The organism is Aquabacterium sp., assembly GCF_049274795.1.
In the GTDB taxonomy this organism is placed as follows: Bacteria; Pseudomonadota; Gammaproteobacteria; order Burkholderiales; family Burkholderiaceae_C; genus Aquabacterium.
In genome coordinates this window covers 51590-64666 of sequence record NZ_JBASTH010000028.1, presented here as the reverse complement: position 1 = coordinate 64666, position 13077 = coordinate 51590, and the positions used below count along the sequence as shown (strand labels likewise).

9 protein-coding genes are annotated in these 13077 nt (G+C 65.5%); all 9 read left to right on the top strand.

Annotated elements, in window-relative coordinates:
* The first annotated feature begins 255 nt into the window (after positions 1–255).
* The 9 genes from rimP to dusA all read left to right on the top strand — a co-directional run bounded on the left by rimP (position 256) and on the right by dusA (position 13017).
* The gene (rimP, locus tag WAQ08_RS04315) at positions 256–837 is read left to right on the top strand and encodes a ribosome maturation factor RimP (protein WP_422189403.1); all 582 of its coding nucleotides are present in this window, start codon (positions 256–258) and stop codon (positions 835–837) included.
* Entirely contained in the window at positions 834–2312 is a 1479-nt protein-coding gene (gene nusA, locus WAQ08_RS04310; RefSeq protein WP_422189402.1) for a transcription termination factor NusA, read from the top strand. Before rimP ends, nusA begins: the two co-directional genes overlap by 4 nt.
* A 68-nt stretch (positions 2313–2380) precedes the next feature.
* Positions 2381–5401: a translation initiation factor IF-2 gene (gene infB / locus WAQ08_RS04305; RefSeq protein ID WP_422189401.1), complete on the top strand. Its 3021-nt coding sequence runs from the start codon at positions 2381–2383 to the stop codon at positions 5399–5401.
* 96 nt (positions 5402–5497) lie between these two features.
* The gene (rbfA, locus tag WAQ08_RS04300; protein ID WP_422189400.1) at positions 5498–5863 is read left to right on the top strand and encodes a 30S ribosome-binding factor RbfA; all 366 of its coding nucleotides are present in this window, start codon (positions 5498–5500) and stop codon (positions 5861–5863) included.
* 34 nt (positions 5864–5897) lie between these two features.
* Positions 5898–6935: a tRNA pseudouridine(55) synthase TruB gene (gene truB / locus WAQ08_RS04295; RefSeq protein WP_422189399.1), complete on the top strand. Its 1038-nt coding sequence runs from the start codon at positions 5898–5900 to the stop codon at positions 6933–6935.
* Positions 6936–6990: 55 nt separating this feature from the next.
* The gene (gene typA, locus WAQ08_RS04290; RefSeq protein WP_422189398.1) at positions 6991–8823 is read left to right on the top strand and encodes a translational GTPase TypA; all 1833 of its coding nucleotides are present in this window, start codon (positions 6991–6993) and stop codon (positions 8821–8823) included.
* Between the two features lie 154 nt (positions 8824–8977).
* On the top strand, positions 8978–10642 hold the full coding sequence (locus WAQ08_RS04285) for a GMC oxidoreductase (RefSeq protein WP_422189397.1): 1665 nt from the start codon (positions 8978–8980) through the stop codon (positions 10640–10642).
* Between the two features lie 120 nt (positions 10643–10762).
* Positions 10763–11893 (top strand): enoyl-CoA hydratase/isomerase family protein, encoded by a 1131-nt coding sequence (locus WAQ08_RS04280; protein ID WP_422189396.1) that lies wholly within the window; start codon positions 10763–10765, stop codon positions 11891–11893.
* A gap of 68 nt (positions 11894–11961) precedes the next feature.
* A complete protein-coding gene (gene dusA / locus WAQ08_RS04275) occupies positions 11962–13017 on the top strand; it encodes a tRNA dihydrouridine(20/20a) synthase DusA (protein WP_422189395.1) in 1056 nt (351 codons plus the stop codon).
* Positions 13018–13077: the final 60 nt, after the last annotated feature.

Here is a 13077-nt window from a genome sequence, read left to right as displayed (position 1 = left end):
AGGGGTAAGTCTTGCTGCAGTGCATTCCTCAGGGTAAAATCCTGGATTGGCTCGCAAGGCTCTTTCCTTGGCATTGATTAATCAGGGTGTTGGAAGGCTTGCGGCACGTCTTGTGACACGTAGTTGTGTGGGCGGAGGAATCCAGCCCATTTTTTTTGCATTGGCGTTTCTTGATGTGTCAAGGGCGCCTGTTGGTTCTTCCCGGAAGTTGTTTCTGGGTGCGCAGCAGGGGCCTGATCGAATTGGCAAGGGTGCATGAACTGGTTGAAGGCTGTTGAAGACACGGTGACCGGCTTGGGTTACGAACTTGTGGACTGCGAACGCAGCCCGCAGGGCTTGCTGCGCGTGTACATCGACCGCCTCCCGGGTCAGGCCTACGATCTGCCCGGTGAGTTCGTCACTGTCGAAGACTGCGAAAAAGTCACCCGCCAGCTGCAGTACGCGCTGGAAGTGGCCAACACCGATTACGCCCGCCTGGAGGTCTCATCCCCCGGGCTCGACCGCCCCCTCAAGACCGAGGCGCACTACGCCCGTTTCGTCGGGACAGAGGTCGAAATCACGCTCAAGCTGGCCTTCCAGGGCCGCAAGAAATACAAAGGCGTGCTCGACGCCGTGCCCGCCCAGGGCGAAACGCCTGCCAGCTGGCAGATCGTCTTCAAGCAGGGCGAGGGCAAGACCGCCGTCGAGCAGGTGCTGGGATTCACGTTCGATGAAGTCCGCGAGGCCCGTCTGGTGCCCGTGATCGACTTCAAAGGACGCGGCCGTCGGGCGGCAACCCCGGCTGTCGATGACACTGCCGCCCCAGAGGTGCAGGAACTCGGAGATCAAAACAAATGAACCGTGAACTCTTGATGTTGGTGGACGCCATTTCGCGCGAGAAGAGCGTGGACCGCGATGTCGTCTTCGGCGCCGTCGAATCCGCTCTGGCCTCGGCCACCAAGAAGCTCTACAGCGGCGAGGTCGACATCCGCGTGTCCATCGACCGCGAGTCCGGCGTGTACGAAACCTTCCGTCGTTGGCACGTCGTGCCCAACGAGGCCGGCCTGCAGTTGCCCGACGCCGAGATCCTGCTGTTCGAAGCCGAAGAGCAGATCCCCGACATCGAAGTCGATGACTACATTGAAGAGTCCGTCGAATCCGTGCCCATCGGTCGCATCGGCGCCCAGGCTGCCAAGCAGGTCATCCTGCAGAAGATCCGTGACGCCGAGCGCGAGCAGCTGCTCAACGACTTCCTCGCCCGTGGCGAGAAGATCTTCGTGGGCACCGTCAAGCGTCTGGACAAGGGCGACATCATCGTCGAGTCGGGCCGTGTCGAAGGCCGCCTCAAGCGCACCGAGATGATCCCGAAGGAAAACCTCCGTTCGGGTGACCGCGTTCGCGCCTACATCGCTGGCATCGATTCCGCGGCCCGTGGCCCCCAGATCATGCTGTCGCGCAGCGCCCCTGATTTCATGATCGAGCTGTTCCGCCAGGAAGTGCCCGAGATCGAGCAGGGCCTGCTGGAGATCAAGAGCTGCGCCCGTGATTCCGGTTCGCGCGCAAAGATCGCCGTGCTGTCGCATGACAAGCGTGTCGATCCGATCGGCACCTGCGTGGGCGTGCGCGGTTCGCGCGTCACCGCCGTGACCAACGAACTGGCTGGCGAGCGCGTGGACATCGTGCTGTGGTCGGAAGACCCGGCCCAGTTCGTGATCGGCGCCCTGGCCCCGGCCAACGTGCAGTCCATCTTCGTCGATGAAGAGCAGCACGGCATGGACGTGGTGGTCGACGAGGAGAACCTCGCCATCGCCATCGGCCGTGGTGGCCAGAACGTGCGTCTGGCTTCCGAGCTGACGGGCTGGAAGATCAACATCATGACGGCCGAGGAATCGGCCGAGAAGCAAGAGGTCGAGTCCACCTCGATCCGCAAGCTGTTCGTCGAGAAACTGGATGTGGACGAAGAGGTCGCCGACATCCTGATCGCCGAAGGCTTTACCAGCCTGGAAGAAGTGGCCTACGTGCCGCTGCAGGAAATGCTGGAAATCGAAGCCTTCGACGAAGACACGGTCAACGAGCTGCGCACCCGCGCCAAGGACGCGCTCCTGACCATGGAAATCGCCAAGGAAGAAGAAGTCGAAGCGCTGTCCGAGAGCCTCAAGGGTCTGGAAGGTCTGACCCCTGAGCTCATCGCCAAGCTGGCTGAAGGTGGCATCCACACCCGCGACGATCTGGCCGATCTGGCCGTCGATGAGCTGGTCGATCTGACCGGCATCGACGACGAGCAGGCCAAAGCCTTGATCCTCAAGGCCCGCGAGCACTGGTTCGTCAACTGATCACACGCGCGCCCCACACTTCCCAAGACCTCGAACACCGCACAAAGCACATCGCAAGGATCAACACAATGGCCGTGACCACCGTCGCACAACTCGCCGCGGAGCTGAACCGCCCGGCTGCGACACTGCTGGAGCAGCTTCATTCGGCTGGCGTCCCCAAGGCGCAGCCCGATGACGTGCTCACGGAAGCCGACAAGGAACGTCTGCTCGATCACCTGCGCCAGTCGCACGGCTCTGCCGGCGCCGACCGCAAGAAGATCACGCTGACCCGCAAGTCGACGACCGAAATCAAGCAGGCCGACGCTTCGGGCAAGGCCCGCACCATCCAGGTCGAAGTGCGCAAGAAGCGTGTGTTCGTCAAGCGCGAAGACGGTGTCGATGAAGCGGCCGCCGCTGCCGAAGAAGCCGCCGATCTGCAGCGCCGCGAGGAAGAAGCCCGCGCCCAGGCCGAAGAGCTGCGCCGTCAGGAAGAAGCCCTGGCCGAGCAGCGCCGCCTGCGCGAAGAGCAGGAGCGTGCCGAGCGTGAAGCCGCCGCAGCCCGTGAGCGTGAAGCCCAGGCTGCCCGCGAAGCCGCCGAGCGCGCTGCCCGCGAAGCCGCTGAAAGCGCGCCCGCCGCTGATGGCGAAGCCGCCAAGGCCGAAGCCGCTGCCCGCCGTGCTGCCTCCCAGGCTGCCGCCCAGGCTGAGGCTGCTGCCCTGAACTCGGCCGCGCGCGCCTCCAAGCAGGCCCGTGCCGACGCCGCCGCTGCCGCCGCGCAAGGTGAAACCGTGGCTGTGGCCGCGCCGGCCGAGGCCGCTGCGCCAGCGCCCGCCGTGGCTGAAGCCTCCGCTGCTGCAGCGCCGGCACCTGCCCCCGCACCGGCTCCGGCCGTGCGCGTGGTCAAGGCTGCTGACATCGAAGCCGAAGAGCAAAAGCGTCTGGGTGACCTCGAGCGCCGTCGCAAGGCCGCCGAGGCCGAGGCAGCCGCCATCCGCGCGATGATGGCCGCCCCCAAGAAGGTGCTGACCGCCAAGAAGCCCGAAGTGGCGCCCAAGCCGGCCGATGCGGCCGCCGCGGGCATCAAGGGCACTATCCACAAGCCCAAGACGGCCGCTGGCGCCCCCGCGCCTGCTGGTGCCGCCAAGCCGGGCGACAAGAAGTCCGTCAAGTCCGAGAAGTTGTCCTCCAGCTGGGCCGACGACGCCAAGAAGCGTGGCGCACCCACGGCCAACAAGGGCCGCAACGATTCTGGCGCCGGCCGCAACAGCTGGAAAGCCCCGGGTGGCCGTGGTGGCCGTCGCGGTGGTGACCGTGGCGAAAGCTCGTCCAACTTCGTGGCGCCGACCGAGCCGCAGATCATCGAGGTGCATGTGCCCGAGACGATCTCCGTGGCCGATCTGGCGCACAAGATGTCGGTCAAGGCGTCCGAGGTCATCAAGCAGATGATGAAGCTGGGTCAGATGGTCACCATCAACCAGCAGCTGGACCAGGAAACGGCCATGATCCTCGTCGAGGAAATGGGCCACAAGGCGTTTGCCGCCAAGCTGGACGATCCGGATGCCTTCCTCGAGGAAGAGCACGAAGATCAGACCGCCGAGGCCCTGCCGCGTGCGCCGGTCGTGACCGTCATGGGTCACGTCGACCACGGCAAGACCTCGCTGCTGGACTACATACGCACCACGCGCGTCGCCTCTGGCGAAGCCGGCGGCATCACGCAGCACATCGGTGCCTACCACGTCGACACGCCGCGCGGCATGATCACCTTCCTGGACACCCCGGGTCACGAGGCCTTCACGGCCATGCGTGCTCGCGGTGCCAAGGCCACCGACCTGGTCATCCTGGTCGTGGCGGCGGATGACGGTGTCATGCCCCAGACGAAGGAAGCCATCCACCATGCCAAGGCGGCGGGTGTGCCCATCGTCGTGGCCATCAACAAGATCGACAAGCCGGGTGCCAACCCCGAGCGCGTCCGCCAGGAACTGGTCGCCGAAGAGGTCGTGCCGGAAGAATACGGCGGCGATTCGCCCTTCGTGCCCGTGTCGGCCAAGGTGGGTACCGGCATCGACGACCTGCTGGAGCAAGTGCTGCTGCAGGCCGAAGTGCTGGAACTCAAGGCGCCTGTCACCTCCATGGCCAAGGGCCTGGTGATCGAAGCCCGCCTGGACAAGGGCCGCGGCCCTGTGGCGACCGTGCTGGTGCAATCCGGTACGCTCAAGCGCGGTGACGTGGTGCTGGCTGGCTCCAGCTATGGCCGCGTGCGCGCCATGCTGGACGAGAACGGCAAGGCCGCCACCGAAGCCGGTCCTTCCATCCCGGTGGAGATCCAGGGCCTGACCGAGGTGCCGGGTGCCGGTGACGAGTTCATGGTGCTGGCCGACGAGCGCCGCGCCCGTGAAATCGCCACCTTCCGCCAAGGCAAGTACCGTGACGTCAAGCTGGCCAAGCAACAGGCCGCCAAGCTGGAGAACATGTTCGAGACCATGGGTCAGGGCGATGTCCAGACCCTGGGCCTGATCATCAAGGCCGACGTGCAAGGCTCGCAGGAAGCTCTGGCTGCCTCGCTGCTCAAGCTGTCGACCCCCGAGGTCAAGGTCCAGATCGTGCACGCCGCCGTTGGTGGCATCAGCGAGTCGGACGTCAACCTCAGCATCGCGTCGAAGGCCGTCATCATCGGCTTCAACACGCGTGCCGATGCCGGTGCGCGCAAGCTGGCCGAGCACAACGGCGTGGACATCCGCTACTACAACATCATCTACGACGCCGTGGATGAGGTGAAGGCAGCCATGTCCGGCATGCTGGCCCCCGAGCAGCGCGAGGAAGTCATCGGCTCCGCCGAGATCCGCCAGGTGTTCGTGGCCTCCAAGATCGGCACGATCGCGGGCTGTATGGTCACCGACGGTGTGGTGCGTCGCAGCGCCCGTCTGCGCCTGCTGCGCGAGAACGTCGTCATCTACACCGGCGAGCTCGAAGGCCTCAAGCGCTTCAAGGACGATGTCAAGGAAGTCAAGGAAGGCTTCGAGTGCGGCCTCAACATCAAGGGCTACAACGACATCAAGGAAGGCGACGTCCTCGAGTTCTTCGAAATCAAGGAAGTGGCCCGCACGCTGTAAACCACCGCGCAGGCTCCCCCACACAACCCCGCCTGCCAGCCGCAGGCGGGGTTTGTGCTTGAAAGAGCCAGCACCGTTTCACGGCAGGAAATCACCATGCGCCATAAACGCTCCACCCCCAACCGCAGCCTGCGCGTTTCGGACCAGATCCAGCGCGATGTGGCCGAGCTCATCCGCGAGCTCAAGGACCCGCGCATCGGCATGGTCACGATCAACAGCGTCGAGGTGACGCCCGATTACGCCCACGCCAAGGTGTTCTTCTCGTTGTTGATCGGCAAGCCCGACGAGTGCGAAGCCGCCCTGAACGAGGCCGCGGGTTTCCTGCGCAATGGCCTGTTCAAGCGTCTGCAGATCCACACCGTCCCGACGTTGCACTTCCATTTCGACCGCACCACCGAGCGCGCGGCGGAAATGAGCGCGCTGATCAACAAGGCCGTGGCCGACAAGGCCAAGGACGACTGACGCAGTTCACTGCTGCCAGTCGCTGTATCCCACCATGAACGCCACGACCGACACCCCGATCGCCCAGGTTGCTGCCCCGCAAGGCCGGCCCGCGCGCTTGCCGCGTCGGTCGCTGCACGGCGTGCTGTTGCTCGACAAGCCCCTGGGCTGGTCCAGCAACGATGCGCTGCAGAAGGTCAAGCGCCTGTTGCGCGCCGACAAGGCGGGCCACACCGGCACGCTCGATCCGCTGGCCACGGGCCTCTTGCCCCTGTGCTTCGGTGCGGCCACCAAGTTCTCGCAGGTGGCGCTCGATGCCGACAAGCGCTACACCGCCACCTTGAAGCTGGGCGAGCGCACCACCACGGGCGATGCCGAGGGCGAGGTCCTGAGCACGCGTCCTGTGGCCGCCAGCCGTGAGGCCATCGAGCAGGCCTGCGCCCGCTACACCGGCCCGATCGACCAGGTGCCGCCCATGCACTCGGCGCTCAAGCACCAGGGCAGGGCGTTGTACGAATACGCCCGCGAAGGCGTGCAGATCGAGCGCGAAGCGCGCCGCGTGACCATTCACGCCATCGACATCCTGGATTGGCACGATGACGTCCTGATGATCGACGTGCGTTGCTCCAAGGGCACCTACATCCGCACCCTGGCCGAGGACATCGGCGAGGCGCTGGGTTGTGGCGCCCACCTCACGGCCCTGCGCCGCACAGGCAGCGGCCTGGTGTCGCTCGACGGCGCCGTGACGCTGGATGCCTTGCTGGCGATGACCGAACCCGAGCGCGATGCCTTCCTGCAGCCGCTGGACGTGCTGGTGACGCACTGGCCCGACACGCTCTTGTCCGACGAGGACGCAGGGCGTTTCCTGACTGGCTTGCGCCGCCGCACCACCTTGCCCAACATGGAGGCCGTGCGCGTGTACGGTCACAACCCGGCCGCCACGCGTGACCAGCGCCCGCGCATCTTCCTGGGCAGTGCCCACGTGAAGGAGGGAGAACTGATTCCCTCCCGCCTGCTGAGCCCGCTGGAGGTGCAAGGCCAGATCGATGCCCCGCTTCCTGGGGCGCCGGCCGACGCAACTCCCGCCCGCTGATTCCCCTGGGTCGCCACAGCGGCCCGACATGATTCTCAAGAAACCGAGCCCTCCCATGAGCACCCAGATCCGCAACATCGCCATCATTGCCCACGTTGACCATGGCAAGACCACCATGGTTGACCAACTGCTGCGCCAGTCCGGCACCTTCGCCGACCACGAGAAGGTCGTCGACACCGTGATGGACAACAACGCCATCGAACGCGAGCGCGGCATCACCATCCTGGCCAAGAACTGCGCCGTGAGCTGGGAAGGCACGCACATCAACATCGTCGACACCCCGGGCCACGCGGACTTCGGCGGTGAAGTCGAACGCGCGCTGTCCATGGTGGACGGCGTGGTGCTGCTGATCGACGCGCAAGAGGGCCCGATGCCCCAGACGCGCTTCGTGACCAAGAAGGCGCTGGCCCTGGGCCTCAAGCCCATCGTGGTCGTCAACAAGGTGGACAAGCCTGGTGCCAAGCCCGACGCCGTCATCAACGCCGCGTTCGACCTGTTCGACAAGCTGGGTGCCACCGACGAGCAACTGGACTTCCCCGTGGTGTACGCCTCGGGCATCAATGGCTGGACCTCGCTGGAAGAAGGCACACCTGGCGAGCAGTGGGGCCCCGACATGTCGGCCCTGTTCAACACCGTGCTCAAGCACGTGCCGGCACAAAAGGGTGATCCCAATGCGCCGCTGCAATTGCAGATTTCTGCGCTCGATTTCTCCACCTTCGTGGGGCGCATCGGCGTGGGCCGCATCAGCCAGGGCCGCGCCAAGCCCGGCCAGGACGTGGTCGTGATGGAAGGCCCCGATGGCAAGAGCGTCAAGGGCCGCATCAACCAGGTGCTGACCTTCCAGGGCCTGGACCGCGTGCAGGTGACCGAAGCCGGCCCCGGTGAGATCGTGCTGATCAACGGCATCGAGGACATCGGCATCGGCGTGACCGTGACCGACCCCGCCAACCCCGCGCCGCTGCCCATGCTGAAGGTGGACGAGCCCACGCTGACCATGAACTTCTGCGTGAACACCTCGCCGCTGGCCGGCCGTGAAGGCAAGTTCGTGACCAGCCGCCAGATCTGGGACCGCCTGCAGAAGGAACTGCAGCACAACGTGGCCCTGCGCGTGAAGGAAACCGACGAAGACGGCATCTTCGAGGTCTGCGGCCGGGGCGAACTGCACCTGACCATCCTGCTGGAAAACATGCGCCGTGAAGGCTACGAGCTGGCCGTCTCCAAGCCCCGCGTGATGTTCAAGGACATCGACGGCGTCAAGAGCGAGCCGATGGAGCTGGTCACCGCCGACGTGGAAGAGCTTCACCAGGGTGGCGTGATGCAGGCCCTGGGCCTGCGCAAGGGCGAGATGATCAACATGGAGCCGGACGGCCGTGGCCGTGTGCGCCTGGAGTACCGCATCCCCGCCCGTGGCCTGATCGGTTTCAGCAACGAGTTCCTGAACCTGACGCGCGGCTCCGGCCTGATCTCGTCGATCTTCGACGGCTACGAAGCCCACAAGGGTGACATCGGCGGCCGCAAGAACGGCGTGCTGATCTCCATGGACGAAGGCGAAATCTTTACTTACGCCCTGGGCAAGCTGGACGACCGCGGTCGCATGTTCGTCAAGCCGAACGACCCGGTCTACGAAGGCATGATCGTCGGCATCCACAGCCGCGACAACGACCTGGTCGTGAACGCCACCCGCACCAAGCAGCTGACCAACTTCCGCGTGTCCGGCAAGGAAGACGCGATCAAGATCACGCCTCCGATCGACCTCACGCTGGAGTACGGCGTGGACTTCATCGACGACGACGAGCTGGTCGAGATCACGCCCAAGTCGGTGCGCCTGCGCAAGCGCCACCTGAAGGAACATGACCGCAAGCGCGCCTCGCGCGAATCCCAGGCCTGATCGGCTGATGGTTTCCCCCTGGGGCTCTGTCTGAGGAGTTTCCCGGGTTTTGGCTGATTCGGTGAATGAGTGGCCGGCGTGGCGAATGTCACGCCGGCCTTCGTTTTCTAGCATCCATGCATCTTTCAATGCATTTGGATCAGGAGACAAACTCATGGACAACAAGATGAATCGGCGCCTGTGGGGACAACGGGTTTTGGCAGTTGGCGGCCAGTTGGGTCTGGCCAGTGTGGCCATGCCCGGCAAGCTGCTGTCGATGGCGGCAGCGCCCACGGTGGGCATGCTGGCCGGCATGATGACCGACGAGGCCTACGCGGCCCAGGCCAACGAGCATGTGCCCAACCTGGTGGTGGGCTCCGGTTACGGCGGTGCCGTCACTGCGCTGCGTCTGGCTCAGGCTGGTCAACCCGTCACCGTGCTGGAGATGGGCCGCCTGTGGAACACCCCGGGCAAGGACGGCAAGATCTTCTGCAAGCCGTTCTCGCCTGACGACCGCGCCATGTGGTTCAAGGACCGCATCACGGCCGTGTTCTCCACCGTGTTCGGCATCATTCCCGTCAGCAGCCTGCTGAAGGTGCCCGTGTCGGCCGGCATCCTGGATGTGGTGTCTTCGCCGAACATGGAGGTCTACCTGGGCCGCGGCGTGGGCGGTGGTTCGCTGGTGAACCTGGCCATGCTGATCACGCCGTACCGCCAGACGCTGCAGCGCATCCTGCCTTCCAGCATCGACATCAACGAGCTCTACAACGTCTACTACCCGCGTGCGCTCAAGGGCCTGGGTGCCAACATGATCCGCCCGGCCTACTACCAGGCCAGCGCCTATCACAAGTACGCCCGCGTGGCCTGCGCGCAGGCTGCGAAGGCGGGCTTCCAGTGGCGCACGCTGGATTCGGGCTACGACATGGCCTACATGGAGCAGGAAGAAGCCGGCTTGGTGCCCAAGTCGGCGCTGGGCAGCGAAGGCGGCTTCGGCAACAACTACGGCAAGAAGAGCCTGGACAAGACCTACCTGGCCGAGGCCGTGGGCACGGGCCTGGTGCGCATCCAGCCGTTGACCGAAGTCACGTCCATCACGCAGGCCAGCGACGGCCGCTATGTGGTGTCCACCAAGCAGATCGATGTGTCCGGCACCGTGCTGGCCACGCGCACCATCAGCTGCGACCGGCTCTTCCTGGGCGGCGGCTCCATGGGCACCACGCAGCTGCTGGTCAAGGCCCGCGCCACCGGCACGCTGCCCAAGCTCAATGAACACGTGGGCACGCGCTGGAGCTCCAACGGCGAGATCTTCTCGGTGCGCAACGTGTTCACGTCGACGGGCGCCAAGACCTCGGTGCTGCCGGCCACCGGCATCGATGCCTACGACCACCGCGGCAACCAGGTCTACTCGATGAACATCGCCATGCCGCTGGGCATCGACACCTTCACCACGGCGCACATCACGATGACGCAGACGCCGGAGCTGGGGCGCTTCAACTACGACGCGCAAAAGCAGCAGGCGGTGCTGCAGTGGTCCAACACGGCCAAGGACGAGCCGGTCACCAGCGCCCGCTCGGTGTACGACAAGATCAACAAGGTCAACGGCTCCACCTACAGCAAGGCCTGGTTCGGTGGCAAGACGGTGGGCGACAACGCCACCTACCACCCGCTGGGCGGCGTGCCGCTGGGCCTGGCCACGGACGACATCGGCCAGGTCAAGAACTACCCGGGCCTGTACGTGATGGATTCGTCGCTGTTCCCCGATTCGCTGGTGGCCAACCCGGCTCTGTCGACGGCTGCGTTCGCAGAGCGGAACATCGAGCGCATCATCGCGCGGATCTGAGCGATTTAGGCGGCGGCCAGCCCCCTGGCCGTCGCACGATGTCCCCCCGTTTGGGCTATCCTCCTGCCAGCCATCCGGGCGGGCTGCTGCGTCCGGCACCACACTGCAGTACGGAGCGCGATGACATCGAACAGCTTGATCCAGACCGAGGTCATCGGGGGCCTGGGCATCATCACCCTGGACCGCGCCAAGGCGCTCAACGCGCTGACCCTGTCCATGGTGCGCAGCCTGCATGGCCAGTTGCTGGCCTGGGCTGACGACAAGGCCGTGCACGGCGTGCTGCTGCGCGGCTCGGCCCGCGCACCTGTTGAAGGCAAGCCTTCGGCCACGCACTTCTGCGCTGGCGGTGACATCCGCTTCATGCACGAGGCCGCCACCACGGGCGACTTGTCCATCGACGACTTCTTCACCGAAGAGTACGCGCTCGACCACCTGATCCATGTCTACCCCAAGCCCTTCGTGGCCTGGATGGAAGGCATCACCATGGGCGGCGGCATGGGCCTGGCCCAGGGCTGTTCGCTGCGCGTGGTGACGGAAACCGTGCGCATGGCCATGCCCGAGACGCGCATTGGCCTGTTCCCCGACGTGGCCGGTGGCTACTTCCTGTCGCGCTGCAAGGGCCATGTGGGCGAGTACCTGGGCGTGGTCGGCCCGCACATCAACGCGGGCGATGCGCTGGCCCTGGGCCTGGCCGACATGCAGGCCGAAGCCGCCAGCCTGGGCGAGCTGCTCGACGGGCTGAAAGCCAGCCCTGTTGAGAGCGGCGCCGAACTCACCGAACGCCTCTGCGCCCACGCGGCGGCCCATCCGGCGCCAGGTTTGCACGCCCCCACGCTGGCCGGGCTGCATGCGCAGATCGACAAGCACTTCTCGCTGCCCGACGTGGCCGCGATCACCGCCTCGCTGCAGGCGGACGACAGCGACTGGGCCCGCCACACCCTGGCGCAGATGGCCGGCCACTCGCCATTGATGATGTGCGTCACGCTTGAGCAGATTCGTCGTGCGCGCGGCATGGCCCTGGCCGATGAATTCCGCATGGAACGTGATATGGTCCGCCACTGCTTCAACCTGCGCAAGGACGCGGCCAGCGAGACGGTGGAGGGCGTGCGCGCCCTGGCGGTCGACAAGGACCACCAGCCCCGCTGGAGCCCGGCCACACTGGCCGAGGTCACGCCCGAGATGGTGCAGGCTTTCTTCGATCCGGTCTGGCCGGCGCACGCCCACCCGCTGCGTGATCTGAAGGACGCCTGATCCACCTGACGCGCAGGCGCTTCATGCCTTGAGTTTCCCTGCCGCCTGCTGCTGTCTGTTGTTTCCCGATGAGCGCCCTGATCGATCCCAAGACCGGCCTGAGCCCCTGGCGCGCCTGCGTGGCGCCCATGCTCGACTGGACTGACACTCACTGTCGCTATTTTCACCGTCAGCTCAGCCAGCACGCGCGCCTGTACACCGAGATGCTGACCACCGGTGCGCTGGTGCACGGCAAGATGCTCCGCTTTCTGGACTACAACGAGTCCGAGCACCCGGTGGCCCTGCAACTGGGCGGCAGCGAGCCGGCCGACCTGGCAGAGTGCGCCAAGCTGGCCTTGGCGCGTGGCTATGACGAAGTCAACCTGAACTGCGGCTGCCCCAGCGAGCGCGTGCAGCGTGGCGCTTTCGGGGCCTGCCTGATGAACGAGGCTACGCTGGTGGCCGATTGCATCAAGGCCATGATGGACGCCACGGGCAATGACCCGCGCATGCCCATCACCGTCAAGCACCGCATTGGCATCGACAAGATCGAAAGCTACGACTTCGTGCGCGATTTCGTTGGCACCATCGCCGACGTGGGCTGCCAAGTGTTCATCGTGCACGCGCGCAATGCCTGGCTCAAGGGCCTGAGCCCGAAAGAGAACCGTGACATCCCCCCGTTGCGCTACGAGTTCGTGCACCGTCTCAAGCAGGATTTCCCGCACCTGATCATCGTGCTCAACGGCGGCTTGGCCGACAACGATCAGGCGTTGGCGCAGTTGCAGCCGGGCGCCGTGATCGACGGTGTGGCGCTGGACGGCGTGATGCTGGGCCGTGCGGCGTACCACACGCCCTGGCTGCTGGCCGAGTGGGATGAGCGTTTCTTCAACCAGCCCGCGCGCACGGATGCCCCTACGCGCGAGCAGGTCGAGGCCGCGATCGCCGCCTATGCGGATGCCGAGGTCGAGCGCACGCGCGGCTGGCCGCATGGCGAGGTGCGCTGGCCTCAGGTGATGCGCCATGTGCTGGGCCTGTACAGCGGCCTGCCCGGCGCACGTCGCTGGCGCCAGGTGTGGTCCGACCACAAGCTCAAGCACCACACGGCGGCAGAAGTCATGCAGATGGCCCACCAGCGGCCGGCCTGAGTTCGTCCAAGGCACCCCCAACAGGGTGGGAGCGATCAGGCATCGCACGGTGCCATAATC

Bases quoted from the DNA above. Each gene is read 5' to 3' on its own strand.
- typA (WP_422189398.1), top strand. From the start codon at position 6,991: ATGAGCACCCAGATCCGCAACATCGCCATCATTGCCCACGTTGACCAT.
- truB (WP_422189399.1), top strand. From the start codon at position 5,898: ATGAACGCCACGACCGACACCCCGATCGCCCAGGTTGCTGCCCCGCAA.
- infB (WP_422189401.1), top strand. From the start codon at position 2,381: ATGGCCGTGACCACCGTCGCACAACTCGCCGCGGAGCTGAACCGCCCG.
- rimP (WP_422189403.1), top strand. From the start codon at position 256: ATGAACTGGTTGAAGGCTGTTGAAGACACGGTGACCGGCTTGGGTTAC.
- rbfA (WP_422189400.1), top strand. From the start codon at position 5,498: ATGCGCCATAAACGCTCCACCCCCAACCGCAGCCTGCGCGTTTCGGAC.
- nusA (WP_422189402.1), top strand. From the start codon at position 834: ATGAACCGTGAACTCTTGATGTTGGTGGACGCCATTTCGCGCGAGAAG.
- dusA (WP_422189395.1), top strand. From the start codon at position 11,962: ATGAGCGCCCTGATCGATCCCAAGACCGGCCTGAGCCCCTGGCGCGCC.
- WAQ08_RS04285 (WP_422189397.1), top strand. From the start codon at position 8,978: ATGGACAACAAGATGAATCGGCGCCTGTGGGGACAACGGGTTTTGGCA.
- WAQ08_RS04280 (WP_422189396.1), top strand. From the start codon at position 10,763: ATGACATCGAACAGCTTGATCCAGACCGAGGTCATCGGGGGCCTGGGC.